We start from the raw sequence: 16833 nt of genomic DNA, 5'->3' as shown, positions 1-16833 counted from the left end.
GCGATAGGGCCATGGAGCTCCTCCTGCAGACCCTCCTTAACGGCCTGCTCATGGCCGGGGTCTACGCCCTGGTGGCCACCGGCCTAGCCCTCTCCTTGGGGGTGGTGGGCATCGTGAACTTCGCCCACGGGGAGTTCCTGATGCTGGGGGCCTTCCTCTCCTACCTCCTCTTCGCCTTCCGGGGTCTGGACCCCCTCTTCGCCCTAGGGCTGGCCTTTCTTGCTGCCTTCTTGGTGGGGGCCCTCACCTACTGGGGGCTCATCCGCCCGGTGCTGAAGGCCCCGGAGCTCAACCAGATGCTCCTCACCTTCGGCCTCTCCATCCTGTTGCAGAACCTGGCCCTCCTCCTCTTCGGCGCCGACACCCGGGTGGTGGCCCCGCCCTACCAGGCGGCCACCCTGGCCCTGGGGCCCTTCTTTCTGGGGGCGGTGCCCCTGGGGGCCTTCCTCCTCTCCTTAGCCCTCCTTCTTTCCCTGCAACTTTTCCTCACCCGAAGCCGCCTGGGCCTGGCGGTGCGGGCCGTGGCGCAAAACCGCCTGGCCCCGGGGCTTCTGGGGATTGAGGCTGAAGGGGTTTACCTCCTGGCCTTCGGCCTGGCGGCCGCCCTGGCCGGGGTGGCAGGGGTGATGCTCTCGGTGATGCTCTACGCCAGCCCCAGCGTGGGCTTCCTCTTCACCCTCAAGTCCTTCGCCATCGTGGCCCTGGCAGGCCTAGGCAACCTCAAGGGGGTGGTACCTGCGGCCTTGGTCCTGGCCCTGGCCGAGGCCCTGGTGAGCACCTACCTCCCCGGAGGCGGGGGTCTGGTGGAGGCGGTCTTCTTCCTGGTGCTCTTCCTGGCCCTGGTGGGCCGGGCCTGGAGGGGGGCATGAGGGGCATCCTGGGCCTGCTCCTCCTCTTTGCCCTTCTGCCCTTCCTGCCCCTGGGGGCCTGGGGCGCCTTCCTCCTGGACGTGGGGCTTTTCATCCTCCTCTTCACCGCCTTGGCCCTCTCCTGGGACCTGGTGGCCCGCACCGGCCAGCTCTCCTTGGCCCACGGGGCCTTCTTCGGCCTAGGGGCCTACGGGGCAGGGCTCATGGTGCCCCACCTGGGCACCCTGCCCGCCCTCCTCCTGGGGAGCCTGCTGGCCGGGGCCGGAGCCCTCCTTCTGGGCTCGGTGACCCTGAGGCTCCATGGCCTCTACTTCGCCATCGCCAGCCTGGCCTTCAGCGAGGTGCTCCGCACCATGGCCCTCAAGCTCCCCTTCACCGGGGGGCCCATCGGCCTGCCCGTGCCCCCGCCTTTTGGGGGAGGCTGGCCCCTGGCCAGCTACTACCTGGCCTTCGCCGTCTTGCTCCTGGCGGTGGCCCTGAGCCTGTGGGCCGAGCGGAGCTCCTTCCGCCTGGCCCAGGCGGCCACAAGGCAGTCCGAGGCCGTGGCCCGGGTCCTGGGGGTGCGGGTGGTGCGGGTCAAGCTCCTCTCCCTCCTCCTGGGGAGCCTGGTGGCGGGGCTCGCCGGCGGGGTGTACGCCATGAAGGCCCTTTTCCTGAACCCCTACGAGGCCTTCAGCCTGGGGCGGGCGGTGGAGGCCCTGGTGATTCCCATCTTCGGCGGGCTTTACTCCACCCTGGGGCCCCTCCTTGGGGGGGTGGTCCTGGTGGGGCTGGAGCAGGCCCTGAGGCTTTGGATCCAGGAGGGGTATCTGGTGGTCTACGGCGCCCTCCTCATCCTGGCCATCCTCTTTTTGCCTCGAGGCCTCCTCGGCCTCTTGGGAGGGCGGCGTGGCTAGGGTCCTGGAGGTGCAAGGGGTGAGCAAGCGCTTTCTGGGCCTTCTGGCCCTAAAGGAGGTGAGCCTGCACCTGGAGGAGGGGGAGATCCTGGCGGTGATCGGCCCCAATGGGGCCGGCAAGAGCACCCTTCTGAACGTGATCTCAGGCCTCCTGCGCCCGGATGGCGGGGAGGTGCGGCTTCTGGGCCGGCCCATCACCCGCCTCTCCCCCGAGGCCCGCACCCACCTGGGGCTGGGCCGGGCCTTCCAGATCGTCCAGCCCCTGCCCGAGCTTTCGGTGCGGGAAAACCTCCTGGTGGGGGCCCTCTTCGGCAAGCCAGGGACTTCCAAAAAGGCGGCCGAGGCCTGGGTGGAGGAGGTGCTGGCCCTCACCGGCCTCGAGGCCCGGGCCGAGGCCCCCGCGGGGGAGCTCACCCTCTTGGAGGACAAGCGCCTGGAGCTGGCCCGGGCCCTGGCCACCCGGCCCCGGGTGCTCCTCCTGGACGAGGTCATGGCCGGCCTCCGCCCCAAGGAGGCCGAGGAAGCGGTGGCCCTGGTGCGCCGCATCCGGGATAGCGGGGTCTCGGTGCTCTTCATTGAACACCTGATGCCCGTGGTCAGGGCCTTGGCGGACCGGGTGGTGGTCCTGGACCACGGGGAGGTGATCGCCGAGGGCCCCTACGAAAAGGTGGCCCGGGAGGAGCGGGTACGGGAGGCCTACCTGGGGAGGGGGGCATGAGGCTCGTGGTGGAGGCCCTAGAAACCGGCTACGGCAAGGCCCAGGTCCTCTTCGGCGTGGACCTAAGGGTGGCGGAGGGGGAGCGGGTGGCCCTCCTGGGGGCCAACGGGGCGGGCAAGACCACCCTGCTCCGCACCCTCTCCGGCCTCCTGCGCCCCTGGCGGGGAAGGGTGCGGCTTGGGGAGGTGGACCTGAGGGGCCTCTCCCCCGCCAGGCGGGCCCGCCTGGGCCTGGGACACGTGCCCGAGGGGCGGCAGCTTTTCCCCCTGATGAGCGTGGAGGAGAACCTGCGCCTGGGAGCGGCCTTCCTGGCCCCCGGGCGGGAGAAGGAGGGATTTGAGCGGGTCTACGGGCTCTTCCCCCGCCTGGCCGAGCGGCGCAGGCAACTGGCCGGCACGCTCTCCGGGGGCGAGCAACAGATGCTGGCCATCGGGCGGGCCCTCATGGGCTTTCCCCGGATCCTCCTGGTGGACGAGCCCTCCTTGGGCCTCTCGCCCCGGCTGGCCGAGGAGGTCCTCCTGGCCCTGAGGGCGGTGGCCGAGGAGGGGGTGGGAGTCCTGCTGGTGGAGCAGAACGTGGCCCTATCCCTGGAGGTGGCGGAACGGGCCTACGTGATGGAGCACGGGCGCATCGTGCTGGAGGGCCCTTCCCAAGCCCTGCGCCAGGACCCCAGGGTGCGGGAGGCTTACTTGAGCCTGTAGACTGGCCGGGAGGGAAATATGGGCACGCTTTCGGGAAAAACCGCCCTCATCACCGGGGCAGGAAGCGGCATCGGGCTGGCCATCGCCCGGGCCTTTTCCCGGGAAGGAGCCAGGGTGCTGGTGCACGACGTGAAGGACATAGGCCCCCTGGCGGCAGAACTCGGGGGTGTCCCCCTCCAGGCAGACCTCTCTGAACCCGAGGCGGTGGCGGCCCTGGGGCAAAGGGCAGCGGCCGAGGGGGTGGACATCCTGGTCAACAACGCCGGGTTCCAGCACATTGACCCCGTGGAGGACTTTCCCCTGGAGACCTGGCAGCGCATGCTCCAGGTGATGCTCACCGCCCCCTTCCAGCTCATCCAGGCCCTGCTCCCCGGGATGAAGCGGAGGGGCTGGGGGAGGATCATCAACATGGCCAGCGTCCACGGCCTGGTGGCCAGCCCCTACAAAAGCGCCTACATCTCAGCCAAGCACGGGCTTTTGGGCCTCACCAAGACCGTGGCCCTCGAGGCCGGTCCCTTCGGCGTCACGGTGAACGCCATCGCCCCCGCCTACGTGCGCACCCCCCTGGTGGAGGGGCAGATCCAGGACCAGGCCCGCACCCTGGGCATCCCGGAAGGCGAGGTGGTGGAGAAGGTCTTCCTGGCCCAGGCGGCCATCAAGCGCCTCATCGCCCCCGAGGAGGTGGCCGAGCTGGCCCTCTTCCTGGCCTCCGACAGGGCCGGGGCCATCACCGGGGCGGTCTTCCCCATAGACCTGGGCTGGACGGCCCGCTAGCCCCGCACCGCCCGCAGGGGCACCCCCTCGGCCTCGGCCCAGGCCTCCCACTCCCGGGCCGTGCGCTGGGCCCAGAGCTCCAAAAGGGCCCGGTAGGCAGGGTTCTCGGGCCGGGCGGGGGTGAAGGCCGCCCCCTCCAGGTGGGGAAGGCCTGCCCTTTGGCAGAAGCGGGCCCAGAGATGGGGCTCCAGGGCCGCCAGAGCCACCTCCCCCTCCCGGGCGGGGTAGACCCCATAGCAGAGGACGGAACCGTCCAAAAAGGGCAGGGGGGGATAGGCCACCTGCCGGACAGCCTCGGAGAGGGCCACCTCAAAAACCCCTCCCCCAAGCCACAGGCCCTTCATGGCCGTGAGGGCCAGGGCGTAGGCCCCGGCCAGGTCGGCGAACTGGAAGGCCCGCCAGGGGAAGCGGGAGAGGAGGCCGGCCTCCGCCAGGTAGGTGAGGTCGTGGCCGGGGTCGGCGCGGTGGGGATAGCCCCGGAGGCGGGCATAGACCAGGCGGGGGTTGGCCCTGAGGAGGACCTCCGGCCCCAGGCCCAGCCGCTCCATCACCCCGGGGCGGTTGGACTCCAGGAGGATGGCCGCCTCCTGGACCAGGGCCAAAAGCCGCGCCCTTCCCTGCGCCTCCTTGAGGTCCAGGGTGAGGACCTCCTTGGCCCCGTTCAGAAAGCGGTAGGCCTCGGGGGCCAGGGCCAGGAGGGGGTCCCCTCCCGGGGGCTCCACCTTCAGGACGGGAAAGCCCAGGTCGGCGAGGAGCTTTCCCGCCAGGGGCCCGGGCAGGAGCCGGGTGAGGTCCAGGACCCTACCGGGGGGCCATGCGGAGGGCGCCATCCAGGCGGATCACCTCCCCATTCAGCATGGGGTTCTCCAGGATGTGGAGGACCAGAAGGGCATACTCCTCCGGGCGGCCCAGGCGCCTGGGGAAGGGCACCTGCTCGGCCAAGGAGGCCTTGGCCTTCTCGGGGAGGCCCTGGAGGAGGGGGGTGTCAAAGAGGCCCGGGGCGATGGTGACCACCCGGATGCCCCACTCGGCCAGCTCCCGGGCGGCGGGCAGGGTGAGGGCCACCACGCCCCCCTTGCTGGCCGCGTAGGCCGCCTGGCCGATCTGCCCCTCGTAGGCGGCCACGCTGGCGGTGTTCACCACCACCCCCCGCCCTCCCTCGGCGTCCGGGGGGTTTTCCCGCATCCGCCAGGCGGCCAGGCGGAGGACGTTGAAGGTGCCCACCAGGTTCACCTCCACCACCTGGCGGAAGGCCTCGAGGTCGTGGGGCCCCTCCCGGCCCAGCACCTTTCTGGCCAGACCGATTCCTGCGGCGTTCACCACGGCAAAGAGGGGGGCCTCGGCCGCTGCCACCGCCCGGGCCACGTCCCCCTCCTGGGTCACGCTGCCCTCCACGTAGGTAAGGCCCGGGTCTTCCCCCCGCCTGAGGTCCAGGACCACCACTTGGTAGCCCCTGTCCCGCAGGGCCAAAGCCGCCGCCCGCCCGAGGCCCGAGGCCCCACCCGTCACCAAGGCACTCCGCTCCATCCCTTCCCTCCTAAATCCTCTGGATGATGGTGGCCGTGGCCTGCCCGTGGCCGATGCACATCACCTGCAGGCCGAACTCCCCTCCCGTGCGCTCCAGCTCGTGGAGGAGCTTGGTCATGAGGATGGCCCCCGTAGCCCCCAGGGGGTGGCCGTGGGCGATGGCCCCGCCGTTGGGGTTCACCCGCTCGGGGTCCGGGGAAAACTCCCGCAAAAAGGCCAGGACCACGCTGGCAAAGGCCTCGTTGATCTCCATGACGTCTATGTCCTTTAGGGAAAGCCGGGCCCGCTCCAGGGCCTTGCGGGTGGCGGGGATGACCTCCAGAAGCTGCAGGGTGGGGTCTCCCGCCACCACCACCCGGGCCAGGAAGCGGGCCCGGGGGCGGAGGCCGAGGGCTTCCGCCTTGGCCCGCTCCCCAAGAAGCAGGGCCGCGGCCCCATCGGAGACCTGGCTGGCGTTGCCCGCGGTGATGACCCCGTGCTCCCGGAAGACGGGCTTCAGGGAAAGCATCCGCTCGTAGTCCACATCGGGGCGAACCCCCTCGTCCCTTTGCAGGAGGAAGGGCCTCCCCTCCGGGTCCAGGCCCTCCAGGGGGAGCATCTGGGCGGCGAAGCGCCCTTCCTCCGTGGCCCGGGCCGCCCGCTTGTGGGAGAGGTAGCCCCACTGGTCCAGCTCCTCCCGGGAGAAGCCGTAGCGCTCAGCGATGCGCTCGGCACTCTCCCCCTGATGGACCAGCTCGTAGCGCTGAAAGAGGGCCGGGTTCAGGGTGTGGAACCCGCCCCCGATGTCCGAGAACATGGGGGCCCGGGTCATGCTCTCCACCCCCCCGGCTATGGCGAAGTCCAGGTCCCCAGCGGCGATGGCCTGGGCGGCGAAGTGGACCGCCTGCTGGGAGGAGCCGCACATGCGGTTCAGGGTCACCGCGGGCACCTCCTTGGGCAGCCGGGAGAGGAGGACGGCAAGCCGCCCCAGGTTGGCCCCCTGCTCCCCGGCCTGGGTGACGCAACCCGTGACCACATCCCCGATGAGGGCCGGGTCCAGGCCGCTTCGCTCCAAAAGGGCGTCCAGCACCCGAGCGTAGAGGGCATCGGGCCGCCACGCCCTCAAGGCCCCGTTCCGCTTGCCGATGGGGGTGCGCACCGCCTCCAGGATCACCGCCTCCCTCATCCCCGCCTCCTCACAAGCTCCCGCAACACGATGAGCCTCTGGATCTCCGAGGTGCCCTCGTAAATCTGGAGCACCTTGGCGTCCCGGTAGAGCTTGGCCATGGGGTAGTCCTCGCTGTAGCCGTTGCCCCCGAAGACCTGGAGGGCCTCGGAAACCCCCCGCACGGCGGCGTCGGCGGCGAAGGCCTTGGCCATGGCAGCCTCCAGGGCGTTCTCTCCCTCCTCCGCCAAGCGGGCCGCCTTCTGGGTGAGTAGCCGGGCGGCCTCGAGGTCTATGGCCATCTCCGCCAGCTTGAAGCCCACCCCCTGGTGCTCCAGGAGAGGCTTGCCGAAGGCCTCCCGCAAGGAGGCGTAGGCCAGGGCCTCCTCCAGGGCGCGGGCCAGGAGGCCCACGGCCAAGGCGGCCACCATGGGCCGCGAGCGGTTGAAGACCCGCATGGCCAGCCGGAAGCCCTCCCGGGCCACCAGGCCCTCCTCGGGGACAAAGGCCCCCTCCAGGGCCACCTCCGCCGCGGGAGAAGCCTTCTGGCCCATCTTGGGCAGGGGCGGGCCCACCTCCACCCCCTCGCCCCGCTCCAGCAAAAAGGCAGCGATGCCCTCCCGCCCCTCCCCCACCCGGGCGAAGACCAGGAAGAAGCCCGCCTCCGGGGCGTGGCTGATCCAGGTCTTGCGGCCAAAGAGCCGGTACCCTCCCGGCACCCGCTCCGCCCGGGTACGCAAAGCGGCCACGTCCGAACCCGCTTGGGGTTCGGTGAGGGCGTAGGAGGCCACCTCCCGCCGCAGCCTGGGCACGAAGGCCCGGGCATAGGGGCTTTCCGAGAGTAAAAGGGCATCGGCCACCAGGTTGTTGAGGAGGAGGGCGGCCGCTATGCCGGGGCAGGCGTAGGCCAGCTCCTCCGCCACCACCGCCAGGGCCTCGGGGCCAAGCCCCGCCCCACCCAGGGCCTCCGGGGCCACCAGCACGGGAAACCCTATGGCCGCGGCTTCTTGGAAAAGGGGCCAGGGGAAGCGGGCCTCGCGGTCCCAGCGGGCCGCCTCAGGGAGCACCCGCTCGCGGGCAAAACGCCGGGCCAGGTCCTGAATGGCCTCTAGGCTCAAGGGGAACCTCCAGGGCAAAGTTTACCCAGTCCAAGGCCAGAGGGCAAGCCACTCAGACACGGGCCAAGCAGGGTGGGCCGAATCTCCCGCAGGGGAGACAAGCCCTATCCTGGCCCATGGGCCGCGGCCGGCTTGACTTTGCCCCCCGAACCCCTGAGGATGGGAGGGATGGACCAGCGCCGCATCCGCAACTTCTCCATCATCGCCCACGTGGACCACGGCAAGTCCACGCTGGCCGACCGTATCCTGCAGATGACCCATGCGGTGAGCGAGCGGGAGATGCGGGAGCAGTTCCTGGACTCCTTGGAACTGGAACGGGAGCGGGGCATCACCATCAAGGCCAGCGCCGTGCGGGTGAACTACCGGGCCAAGGACGGACAGACCTACACCTTCCACCTCATTGACACCCCCGGGCACGTGGACTTCACCTACGAGGTCTCCCGGGCCCTGGCGGCGGTGGAGGGGGTCTTGCTGGTGGTGGACGCCACCCAGGGGGTGGAGGCCCAGACCATCGCTAACTTCTACCTGGCCCTGGAGCACCAGCACACCATCATTCCCGTCATCAACAAGATTGACCTCCCCAACGCCCGGCCCCTGGAGGTGGCCCTGGAGGTGGAGGAGGTCTTGGGCCTGCCGGCCGACGAGGCCATCTTCGCCTCAGGGAAGACGGGGGAAGGGGTGGAGGAAATCCTGGAGGCCATCGTCCAGCGCATCCCCCCACCCCAGGGGGACCCCGAGGCCCCCCTCAAGGCCCTCATCTTTGACTCCCTCTACGACGCCTACCAGGGGGTGATCCCCTACCTCCGGCTCTTCGCGGGGCAGGTACGCCCCGGGGACCGCATCCGCATCTGGTCCACGGGGAAGGAGTTCACCGTGGACAAGGTGGGGGTCTTCACCCCTCAGGGCCTGGTGCCCACCGAGGCCCTCACCGCCGGGGAGGTGGGGTGGCTGGTGGCCGCCATCCGCGACATCCACGACGTGCAGGTGGGGGACACCATCACCCACGCCCACCGCCCCACCGACGCCCCCTACCCCGGCTTCCGCCCCGCCAAGCCCGTGGTCTTCGCCGGGCTTTACCCGGTGGAATCGGGGGACTACGGCAAGCTCCGGGACGCCCTGGAAAAGCTCAAGCTCAACGATGCCGCCCTCTCCTTTGAGCCCGAAACCTCCACCGCCTTGGGCTTCGGCTTCCGCTGCGGCTTCCTGGGACTTCTGCACGCGGAGATCGTGCAGGAGAGGCTGGAGCGGGAGTTCGGCCTCTCCCTCATCGCCACCGCCCCTAGCGTGGTCTACCGGGTGCGCCTCAAGGGGGGAGAGGAACTGGAGATCCACAACCCCGCCGACCTCCCCGACCCCACCAAGATAGAAGAGGTCCTGGAACCCTACGTGAAGCTCACCATCTTCACCCCTGAGGAGTACGTGGGCGCCATCATGCAGCTGGTGCAGGAGAAGCGCGGCCGCCTGGTGAGCATGAACTACCTGCCGGGCTCCCAGAAGCGGGTGGAGCTGGTCTACGAGGCCCCCTTCGCCGAAATCCTCTACGACTTCCACGACCGCCTAAAAAGCCTCTCCCGGGGCTACGCCTCCATGGATTACGAGCAGATGGGCTACCAGCCCGGGGACCTGGTGAAGGTGAACGTCCTGGTGCACGGGGAACCCGTGGACGCCCTCACCTTCATCGCCCACCGGGAGAAGGCCTACGCCATGGCCCGGGCCATCGTGGACAAGCTGGCCGAGGTGATCCCCCGCCAGCTCTTTGAGGTGCCCATCCAGGCGGCCATCGGGGGCAAGATCATCGCCCGGGCCACGGTGAAGGCCCTGCGCAAGGACGTGCTGGCCAAGTGCTACGGCGGGGACGTCACCCGCAAGAAGAAGCTCCTGGAGAAGCAGAAGGAGGGCAAGAAGCGGCTCAAGGCCATCGGCAAGGTGGAAGTGCCCCAAGAGGCCTTCCTGGCGGTGCTCTCGGCGGGACGGGATGAGCCTTAGGGCAAGGCTGGCCCTGGTCATCGCCCTCTTGGCCTTTTTGCCCAACCTGGTCCTGGCCCTCACCCTTGGCCTCATGGGGGAGGGGCCCTGGCTACCCCTCCTCCTCTGGCTCCTCTTCCTGGCCCTGGTCTCCGCTCTGGTGGGGTACTTCCTGGCCCGGGGCCTCCTGAGACCCTTGGAGGAACTCACCCGGGCCCTGGCCTACCTCTCCTTGCGGGAGGGGCCGGTGAGCGAGCTCCGCCTTCCCCCCAGCCGGGGAACCCCCCCGGAGGAGGTGGCCCTTCTCCGCCGCCGCTTCACCGAACTCCTGGAGCGCCTCAAGGGACTTTTGGAGGCCCGGGAAGCCTTCTACGCCACCTTGGCCCACGACCTCAAGACCCCCCTCCTCTCCGCCATCCGCGCCCTGGCCTACCTGGAGAAGGCCGACGACCTGGGGCGGGAAAAGCGGGTAGCCCTCCTCCACCAGCTCAAGGAGGAGCTGGAGCGGGGCTATCGGCTGGTGGAGAACCTCCTGGCCCTCTCCCGCACGGAGACCCGCCCGCCCCAAGGGGAGACCCTGAACCTGAGGGCCCTAGCGGAGGACCTCCTCCTGCGCTACCGGGAAACGGCAGCGGCCAGGGGGCTGCGGCTTGGGCTGGAAGGGGCCGGCCTGGGCCGGGGGGAGCGCCTTTTGGTGGAGCGGGCCCTGGCCAACCTCCTGGAGAACGCCCTGCGCCACGCCCGGACCCAGGTCCGGGTACGGGTGGAGCCCGGGGCCCTGGAGGTGGAAGACGATGGCCCCGGGCTTCCCCTGCCCCTGGAGGCCCTGGTCCAGCCCTTCCGCCAGGGGACGGGGCACCGGGGAAGCTTCGGGCTTGGCCTCTATACCGCGGCCCGGGTAGCCGAGGCCCATGGGGGGCGGCTCCTAGCCCCCCCCGGGCAACTGGGCGGGGCCCGCCTGCGGCTGGAACTGGGTCCCCCTAGTCCATGACGGGGGGAATCTGCCGCACCCAGAGGATGTAGGAGAGGTACTCCAGGTACCTCAGGGGGGGCTCGGAAAGGGGACGATCCATTTCCAGGCTCATCATGGCCTCCCCGCCCCGCTTCTTGCGGCTCACGGTGAGGTGGGCGATGTTCACCTCGTCGTCCGCCAGGATGCGGGCCACCCGGGCCACCACCCCTGGGGTGTCCACGTTGCGGATCACCAGGGTGGGCATGGCCCCGGTGATGCGCACCTCAAACCCCTCCAGGTCAAAGATGCGCACCAGGCCGCCGCCCAAGGAGCTTCCCGTCACGGTAAGCCGCTCCTTCTCCCCCTCCAGCACCATGCGCACGGTGTTGGGGTGGACGTCCCCCAGCTCCACCTCCTTGAAGACCACCTCCACCCCCTCCCGTTCCGCCAAGGCCAGGCTTTCCTTGAGGCGCTCGTCCTCGGGCCTCAGGCCTAGGACGCCCGCGGCCAGGGCCAGGTGGGTGCCGTGCCCCTTGCCGGTCTTGGCAAAGGAGCCGTGCAGGCCGAACTCCACCCGCTTGGGCTTCTCCCCCAGAAGGTAGCGGGCCAGAAGCGCCAGCCGGCAGGCCCCGGCGGTGTGGCTGGAGGAGGGTCCCACCATCACCGGCCCGATCATGTCCAGTAGACCCATGCCTGTAGAATAACGCCATGCGCGTCCTCCCGGCGCTGGCCTTTCTGGGCCTCGTGGCCCTGGGCCAAACCCTCATCCTTCCAGAACGGATCCAGGTGGGCGAGCCCCTCCTCCTCCAAGGCAAGGACCTTCCCCAAGGGCGCTTTCCCCTGCGGGTGGAGGGGCCCGAAGGGGTCCAGTCCCAGGAGGTGGCCGTGCAGGGGGGAGCCTTCCGCCTGGAGCTGGTCCCCAAGGCCCCCGGGGAGTACCGCGTCCAGCTCTCCCTGCCCGGGGGTCCCCTGGAGGGGCGGGTTAGCGTTCTGCCCGCCGCCGCCCCTGAGCTCACCCCCGAGGGGGTAAGGCTCCCCTGGGGTCTCCTCCCCCTGCCCCCAGGGGCCTGGCTGGGCCCCCTGGTCCAGGGGGAGAAGGTTTACCTGGCCCAGGGGCTTCTGGTGGTGGAGGCCAGCCTAAAGGCCCCGGGGGTACGCTTCCACTTCGCCCCAGCCCGCGTGCTGGCCCTCAGGCCCGGCCCGGAGGCCCTTCTGGAGGGGGAACGGGTGCTTTCCATCCCCTTTCCCCTGGTGCCCTTTGAGGGGAGCGAAAAAGATCTGGAGGCCCTCAGGCCCCTCCTCGAGGCCCTCACTCCCCCCAAGCCCTGGCCCTACTTCGCCTACTGGACCCAGGACCCCGCCTCCTTGACCCTAGAGGACCTGGAGGCCTACGGCCAGGACCTCCTGGCCCGGCACCACCGGCCGGAGCTCTTCTTCGGCCTAACCGGGGTGCGCCGCATGGCCGAGGTCTCCCGGGCCCTGCGCACCCAGGACCCGGAACAGGCCTTCCTGCTGGCCGAAGCCCTCCTGCGCTACACCCCGCTTTTCCCAGACTCTCTGGTCTTTTTCCGGGAAACCGCCGAGTTCCTCGAGGCCCAGGGCCACCCCGCTCGGGCCCTCCGCTTCCGGGAGGCGGAGAAGGTGCTCCGCACCTGGCTCCCCCCCGACCTCTCCTTCCTCCCCCCCGTCCTCTGGACCCTGGGCCTGGCCTACCTGGGCCTCTTCCTCTACCTCTTCGCCTTCTACCTGCCTGCCCAGCTTCGGGACCTGCGGGCCCTCGGGGGGTATCTGGGGGGGTTCTGGCGCCATCCTCTCCTGCGCCTCAGGCACCTCCACCTGGCCTACGCCAGCCTGGGGGAGCGCCTCCTGGCCCTTTTGCTCCTCCTGGCCCTGGGGTCGGGATTCCTCCTCTATGGGCTGGATGCCCAGGTGCGCTCCCGCCTCCTCGCTCCCCCTTTGGACCGGGGTAGCCTGCGCACCCAGGCGGCCCTGGACTGGCTCCGCACCCTCCCCCCCACCCCGGGGACCAGGGCCCTCCTGGGCTACGCCCTCCTGCCCCAGGCCCCCAAGGAGGCCAAGGTCCTCCTCCAGGAGGCCTCCTGGCCCTTTGCCCTGGCCCTACGGGGGGATGAGGCCTCCCTGAAGGAGGCCTACGGGAAGGCACCCCTCGAGGGGCCCATCCGAAGCACCCTCGGCCTGGGCCAAGACCCCTGGGGGGCGCGGGAGCCAGGACCGAGCCAGCGCACCCTCTACCTGGCCCTCCTCCAGGTGGAGCTCGGGCACTTCCTGGAGGACCCCTTGCGCACCTTCCTGGACCTACCCACTCCCCTCCCGGACGGGGCCAAGCCCTGGGTCTTCCTGGGGCTTCTCCTTCTCCTCCTCTACCACCTCCTGACCTTCCTCCTGCCCCGGCGCAAGGGGGCCATCCCCCCCGCCTGGGCCCTGGGGGTGCGGCTCCTGGTGCCGGGGAGCCTGGGCTTCGCCGGGGGGGTTGGCCTGGCCCTTCTCCTCCTGGCCGCCTACGGCCTCCTGAACCTCCTCCAGGACCGGGGGCCCTCCCTCCTCCTCCTGGCCTACGGCCTGCACCTCCTCGGGGTAGTCTGGAGCCTGAGGAGGACGGCATGATCCTGCCCCCCATCCCCACCCCCTTTGACCGGCAAGGCCGCCTGGACCCCGGGGCCTTCCGGGAGCTGGCCCAGGCCCTGGAACCCCTGGTGGACGGGCTTCTCGTCTATGGCTCCAACGGGGAAGGGGTCCACCTGACCCCCGAGGAGCGGGCCCAGGGGCTCCGGGCCCTGGCCCCAACCAAACCCTTCCTGGTGGGCCTCATGGAGGAGACCCTGCCCCAGGCGGAAGGGGCGCTCCAGGAGGCCCGGGCGGCGGGGGCCATGGCCCTCCTGGCCACGCCCCCCCGCTACTACCACGGGAGCCTTGGGGAGGGGCTTCTCCGCTACTACCAGGCCCTGGCGGAGGGCACGCCCCTTTTCCTCTACCACGTGCCCCAGAACACCCGGGTGGACCTGCCCCTCAGTGCGGTGGAAGCCCTGGCCGAGCACCCCAACATCCTGGGCATCAAGGACTCCAGCGGGGACCTCCACCGCCTGGCCTTCTACCAGGCCCGCCTGAAGGGCTTCCGCGTCTTCACCGGCCACGCCCCCACCTTCCTCGGGGCCTTGGCCTTGAGGGCAGAGGGGGGGATTCTGGCGGCGGCCAACCTGGCCCCCCGGGCCTACCGGGCCCTCCTGGAGCACTTCCGGGCCGGAAGAATGGCCGAGGCCATGGAGCTCCAGAAGCGGCTTTTCCCCTTGGGGGACCTGCTCTCCCGCGGGGGGGTGCCCCTTCTGAAGCAGGCCCTGCGCCACCTGGGCCTGCCCGCGGGCTACCCCAGGCCCCCCTACCCCCAGGAAAGCCCCCTTTGGGGAAGCTTCCTGCCGGTCCTGGAAAGCCTTAGGGAGGAGGGATGGCTCCTCTGAGGCTTCTCCTTCTCCTCGTCCTCCTCAGCGCCTGCGCCCCCAGGCCCCTCCCTCCCGAGGCCCGGCTCCTGGGGGCGGAGGTGCGGGGGCTGGAGCTGAGCCCGGGCCCTGCCCTCCTCCTGGCCCTGCGGGTGGAGTTGCAAAACCCTAACCCTTTCCCTCTTCCCCTGGCGGCCCTGGGGGCCCGGCTACGGGTGGGGGAGGTGGTGGTCCCCCTGGACCTCACCCTGGCTCCGGGGCGCCAGGAGGAAGCCCTCCTCGTCCGCCTCACCCCCCAGGCGGCCCTGGCCACCGTCCAGGCCCTCCTCTCCCGGGAAGGGGTCCTGGTGGCCCTCGAGGGGCGCACCCTGGGGCAGGAACTCACCTTCTTCCGTACCCGGGTGGCCCTGCCCCTGGAACCCCTTAGGGTGCGCCGGGCCGGGGTGAACCTCTACCTGGAAAACCCCAACCCCATCCCCTTGAAGGCCGAGGGGAGCCTCCTCTTCCTGGGCCAGCGCCTCTCGGTGCGGGCCGACCTCCCCGCCCGGGGGGAGGCCCGGCTCCAGGTGGTGGGCCTCCGCCCGGGGCTGGAACGGGGAGGGGGACGGCTGGAGCTCACCCTGGAGGTCCCCGGCTTCACCCGCTTCTCCCTGGAGCTCCCCCTCTAGGCGGGTAGAGGTGGCAGGCCACCCCGTGGCCCGCCTCCACCTCCGGGCTGGCCTTGAGTTGCAGGACCGCTGCACCCCCGCGCAGGACCCCTACTTCCTCAAGGCCCTGGAGTGGCTGGCCCAGGCCTCCCCTTAGAGGCGGAACCCCAGGGGCAAAAGCTCCCCCAGGGTGCGCACCACATGCCCCTCGGGCCCGTGGAGGACCACCTCGGTCTCGGGATGGCCGAACTCAAAGAGCACCTGGCGGCACCCCCCGCAGGGGGGAATGGGGCCCTTGGGGCTATAGACATGCACCCGGTCAATGCGACGCTTACCCGCCAGGACCATGGCGGCCACCGCGTTGCGCTCCGCGCACTGGGAGAGGGGGAAGGCCGCGTTCTCCACGTTCACCCCCAAAAAGGCCTCCCCTTCCGCCTCTACCAGGGCCACCACGGGGAAGCCCGAATAGGGGGCGTAGGCCCGGGGCACGTGGGCCTTTAAGAGCTCCCTAATCCTCTCCATGCTCCACCAGCCGCTCCACCCGCACCCGCTCTATGCGGCGCTGGTCCGCGCTTTCCACCACGAAGCGGAACCCCTGCCACTCCACGCTCTCCCCCACCCCCGGGATGCGGCCAAACCGTTCGTAGAGGAAGCCGGAAAGGGTGTCGTACTCCCCCTCGGGCAACTCCACCCCCAGGGCCTCGGAGACCTCGTCCACGGGGGTCTGGGCTTGGATGGAAAGGGTACCGTCGGGCAGGTGGCGTATGGGGGCGTCCTCGGGCTCGTCGGTCTCATCGTAGATCTCCCCCACGATCTCCTCCATCACGTCCTCCAGGGTGACCAAGCCGGCGGTGCCCCCGAACTCGTCCACCACGATGGCCATGTGCACCTTTCGGCGGCGAAGCTCCCGCAGGAGGGACCAGGCGTCCATGTTCTCGGGGACGAAGTAGGGGGGGTGGGCGATGGAGGCCACCGTCCGGCCCCTAAGGTCCTCCTCGCAGTAGTAGTCCAGGAGGTCCTTGGCGTAGGCGATGCCCACGATGTGGTCCACGCTCTCCCGGTAGACGGGCACCCGGCTGTAGCGGTGCTCGCGGAAGAGGTGGAGGAGGTCCTCCAGGCTGGCCCCCGCCTCGATGGCCACCATCTCCACCCGGGGGGTCATGATCTCCCGCACCGGGGTCTCCTCCAGCTCCAGGATGGAGTGGATCATCTCCTCCTCCTGGGCCTCAATGGTCCCCGACTCCTCCGCCCCCGCCAGGATGAGCTTGAGCTCGTGCTCTGAGACCAGGGGGGTGTTCCGGGGCTCCAGGCCTAGGAGCCGCAGGAGGAAGCCCGAGACCAGGCTGAAAAAGCGGCCCACGGGGTAGAGAAGGACGGAGAAGAGGTAGATGGGCCAGGCAGCCACCCGGGCCAGCCCCTCCGCGTGGTGGACCGCCAGGGACTTGGGGGTGATCTCGCCAAAGAAGAGGACCAAAAAGGTCATGACCCCGGTGGCCAGCCCCACCCCCACGGAGCCGAAGGCCCGGGTGGCCAGATCGGTGACCAGGGCGGTGGCGGCGATGTTCACCAGGTTGTTGCCCACCAGGATGGTGGTGAGGAAGCGGGTGATGTCCTTGGCCAGAAGGCGGAAGGGCCCCCCACGGGTCTCGGAAAGCTCCCGCACCTTCCAGGGGTAGAGGGTGGTGAAGGCGGTCTCGCTGGCGGAGAAAAAGGCGGAAAGCCCCAGGAGAAGGACCAAAAGAAAAAGGTCCCCAGGGCTTGGGGCTTGGGTCTGGGCCAGGGCTAGGGAACCGAAGGGAAGGAGGAAGAGCCACCGACTGGGAGGTCTGTCCATATCACCTGGGGCCATTGTACACCAGGCGCTCTGGCCAGGGGCGGAGTGTGGGCCTCACCCCGGTTTTCTCTTTATGGATATGCCCCCTTTTCGGATATTCACCTGCGTACTCACCTCACGCCACCGCCCGCAACNCCCGGGTGATGGGCAGACCCGCCTGCCCAAGAAGCTGGGCCACCACGCTCCAGGCCATCACCCAAGCTTCCACTTGCAGGGCCACCGCCTTCAGCCCCCGT

17 protein-coding genes are annotated in these 16833 nt (G+C 70.1%); 10 read left to right on the top strand and 7 right to left on the bottom strand.

Annotation, left to right across the window (positions count from 1 at the left end; all coding sequences use genetic code 11):
* The first annotated feature begins 11 nt into the window (after positions 1 to 11).
* The 5 genes from B128_RS0107125 to B128_RS0107105 are packed head-to-tail and all read left to right on the top strand — an operon-like array spanning position 12 to position 3958.
* Positions 12 to 869 (top strand): branched-chain amino acid ABC transporter permease, encoded by an 858-nt coding sequence (locus B128_RS0107125; protein WP_018111596.1) that lies wholly within the window; start codon positions 12 to 14, stop codon positions 867 to 869.
* Positions 866 to 1765 carry a branched-chain amino acid ABC transporter permease gene (locus B128_RS0107120; RefSeq protein ID WP_018111595.1) on the top strand — a complete coding sequence of 300 codons (900 nt, stop codon included), beginning with the start codon at positions 866 to 868 and terminating at the stop codon, positions 1763 to 1765. Before B128_RS0107125 ends, B128_RS0107120 begins: the two co-directional genes overlap by 4 nt.
* Entirely contained in the window at positions 1758 to 2483 is a 726-nt protein-coding gene (locus tag B128_RS0107115) for an ABC transporter ATP-binding protein (RefSeq protein WP_018111594.1), read from the top strand. Before B128_RS0107120 ends, B128_RS0107115 begins: the two co-directional genes overlap by 8 nt.
* A complete protein-coding gene (locus B128_RS0107110) occupies positions 2480 to 3184 on the top strand; it encodes an ABC transporter ATP-binding protein (RefSeq protein ID WP_018111593.1) in 705 nt (234 codons plus the stop codon). The genes B128_RS0107115 and B128_RS0107110 overlap by 4 nt, the downstream gene beginning before the upstream one ends.
* 18 nt (positions 3185 to 3202) lie before the next feature.
* Entirely contained in the window at positions 3203 to 3958 is a 756-nt protein-coding gene (locus B128_RS0107105) for a 3-hydroxybutyrate dehydrogenase (protein ID WP_018111592.1), read from the top strand.
* On the opposite strand, the gene B128_RS0107100 is transcribed toward B128_RS0107105, so the two are convergent.
* Genes B128_RS0107100 through B128_RS0107085 form a run of 4 tightly spaced genes read right to left on the bottom strand, consistent with a single transcriptional unit; the run spans position 3955 to position 7747 of the window.
* The gene (locus B128_RS0107100; protein ID WP_018111591.1) at positions 3955 to 4788 is read right to left on the bottom strand and encodes a CoA transferase; all 834 of its coding nucleotides are present in this window, start codon (positions 4786 to 4788) and stop codon (positions 3955 to 3957) included. The two genes, B128_RS0107105 and B128_RS0107100, sit on opposite strands and share 4 nt — an antisense overlap.
* A complete protein-coding gene (locus tag B128_RS0107095) occupies positions 4760 to 5485 on the bottom strand; it encodes an SDR family NAD(P)-dependent oxidoreductase (protein ID WP_018111590.1) in 726 nt (241 codons plus the stop codon). The genes B128_RS0107100 and B128_RS0107095 overlap by 29 nt, the downstream gene beginning before the upstream one ends.
* A gap of 10 nt (positions 5486 to 5495) precedes the next feature.
* Positions 5496 to 6650 carry a thiolase family protein gene (locus tag B128_RS0107090; protein ID WP_018111589.1) on the bottom strand — a complete coding sequence of 385 codons (1155 nt, stop codon included), beginning with the start codon at positions 6648 to 6650 and terminating at the stop codon, positions 5496 to 5498.
* A complete protein-coding gene (locus B128_RS0107085; RefSeq protein WP_018111588.1) occupies positions 6647 to 7747 on the bottom strand; it encodes an acyl-CoA dehydrogenase family protein in 1101 nt (366 codons plus the stop codon). Before B128_RS0107085 ends, B128_RS0107090 begins: the two co-directional genes overlap by 4 nt.
* A 168-nt stretch (positions 7748 to 7915) precedes the next feature.
* Between B128_RS0107085 and lepA the strand changes: the two genes are divergently transcribed.
* Together lepA and B128_RS0107075 are read left to right on the top strand one after the other, a co-directional pair.
* Positions 7916 to 9733 carry a translation elongation factor 4 gene (gene lepA, locus B128_RS0107080; protein WP_018111587.1) on the top strand — a complete coding sequence of 606 codons (1818 nt, stop codon included), beginning with the start codon at positions 7916 to 7918 and terminating at the stop codon, positions 9731 to 9733.
* Positions 9723 to 10703, top strand: a complete 981-nt coding sequence (locus tag B128_RS0107075) for a sensor histidine kinase (protein WP_018111586.1) — start codon at positions 9723 to 9725, stop codon at positions 10701 to 10703. Before lepA ends, B128_RS0107075 begins: the two co-directional genes overlap by 11 nt.
* Here the strand turns inward: B128_RS0107075 and sdaAB are convergent.
* Positions 10693 to 11355 (bottom strand): L-serine ammonia-lyase, iron-sulfur-dependent subunit beta, encoded by a 663-nt coding sequence (sdaAB, locus tag B128_RS0107070; RefSeq protein WP_018111585.1) that lies wholly within the window; start codon positions 11353 to 11355, stop codon positions 10693 to 10695. The two genes, B128_RS0107075 and sdaAB, sit on opposite strands and share 11 nt — an antisense overlap.
* Positions 11356 to 11372: 17 nt before the next feature.
* Here sdaAB and B128_RS12955 point away from each other — a divergent pair, with 17 nt between their 5' ends.
* The 3 genes from B128_RS12955 to B128_RS0107055 are packed head-to-tail and all read left to right on the top strand — an operon-like array spanning position 11373 to position 14784.
* Positions 11373 to 13289 (top strand): hypothetical protein, encoded by a 1917-nt coding sequence (locus B128_RS12955; RefSeq protein ID WP_018111584.1) that lies wholly within the window; start codon positions 11373 to 11375, stop codon positions 13287 to 13289.
* Positions 13286 to 14137 (top strand): dihydrodipicolinate synthase family protein, encoded by an 852-nt coding sequence (locus B128_RS0107060; RefSeq protein ID WP_018111583.1) that lies wholly within the window; start codon positions 13286 to 13288, stop codon positions 14135 to 14137. Before B128_RS12955 ends, B128_RS0107060 begins: the two co-directional genes overlap by 4 nt.
* Positions 14125 to 14784, top strand: coding sequence for an LEA/WHy family protein (locus tag B128_RS0107055; protein ID WP_018111582.1), 660 nt, complete (start codon positions 14125 to 14127; stop codon positions 14782 to 14784). Before B128_RS0107060 ends, B128_RS0107055 begins: the two co-directional genes overlap by 13 nt.
* A gap of 132 nt (positions 14785 to 14916) precedes the next feature.
* Here the strand turns inward: B128_RS0107055 and cdd are convergent, their stop codons facing one another.
* Positions 14917 to 15285 (bottom strand): cytidine deaminase, encoded by a 369-nt coding sequence (gene cdd, locus B128_RS0107045; RefSeq protein ID WP_018111580.1) that lies wholly within the window; start codon positions 15283 to 15285, stop codon positions 14917 to 14919.
* Entirely contained in the window at positions 15272 to 16597 is a 1326-nt protein-coding gene (locus tag B128_RS0107040; protein ID WP_018111579.1) for a hemolysin family protein, read from the bottom strand. Before B128_RS0107040 ends, cdd begins: the two co-directional genes overlap by 14 nt.
* Between the last annotated feature and the right edge of the window lie 236 nt (positions 16598 to 16833).

This window comes from Thermus igniterrae ATCC 700962, from assembly GCF_000376265.1.
GTDB lineage: Bacteria > Deinococcota > Deinococci > Deinococcales > Thermaceae > Thermus > Thermus igniterrae.
Note: the sequence above shows the minus strand (reverse complement) of the source record. Positions and strands in the feature narration are given on the sequence as shown.

Coding starts and splice junctions, on each gene's coding strand:
- B128_RS0107125 (WP_018111596.1), top strand. CDS start 12: ATGGAGCTCCTCCTGCAGACCCTCCTTAACGGCCTGCTCATGGCCGGG.
- B128_RS0107120 (WP_018111595.1), top strand. CDS start 866: ATGAGGGGCATCCTGGGCCTGCTCCTCCTCTTTGCCCTTCTGCCCTTC.
- B128_RS0107110 (WP_018111593.1), top strand. CDS start 2,480: ATGAGGCTCGTGGTGGAGGCCCTAGAAACCGGCTACGGCAAGGCCCAG.
- B128_RS0107105 (WP_018111592.1), top strand. CDS start 3,203: ATGGGCACGCTTTCGGGAAAAACCGCCCTCATCACCGGGGCAGGAAGC.
- B128_RS0107100 (WP_018111591.1), bottom strand. CDS start 4,788: ATGGCGCCCTCCGCATGGCCCCCCGGTAGGGTCCTGGACCTCACCCGG.
- B128_RS0107095 (WP_018111590.1), bottom strand. CDS start 5,485: ATGGAGCGGAGTGCCTTGGTGACGGGTGGGGCCTCGGGCCTCGGGCGG.
- B128_RS0107090 (WP_018111589.1), bottom strand. CDS start 6,650: ATGAGGGAGGCGGTGATCCTGGAGGCGGTGCGCACCCCCATCGGCAAG.
- lepA (WP_018111587.1), top strand. CDS start 7,916: ATGGACCAGCGCCGCATCCGCAACTTCTCCATCATCGCCCACGTGGAC.
- B128_RS0107075 (WP_018111586.1), top strand. CDS start 9,723: ATGAGCCTTAGGGCAAGGCTGGCCCTGGTCATCGCCCTCTTGGCCTTT.
- sdaAB (WP_018111585.1), bottom strand. CDS start 11,355: ATGGGTCTACTGGACATGATCGGGCCGGTGATGGTGGGACCCTCCTCC.
- B128_RS12955 (WP_018111584.1), top strand. CDS start 11,373: ATGCGCGTCCTCCCGGCGCTGGCCTTTCTGGGCCTCGTGGCCCTGGGC.
- B128_RS0107060 (WP_018111583.1), top strand. CDS start 13,286: ATGATCCTGCCCCCCATCCCCACCCCCTTTGACCGGCAAGGCCGCCTG.
- B128_RS0107055 (WP_018111582.1), top strand. CDS start 14,125: ATGGCTCCTCTGAGGCTTCTCCTTCTCCTCGTCCTCCTCAGCGCCTGC.
- cdd (WP_018111580.1), bottom strand. CDS start 15,285: ATGGAGAGGATTAGGGAGCTCTTAAAGGCCCACGTGCCCCGGGCCTAC.
- B128_RS0107040 (WP_018111579.1), bottom strand. CDS start 16,597: ATGGACAGACCTCCCAGTCGGTGGCTCTTCCTCCTTCCCTTCGGTTCC.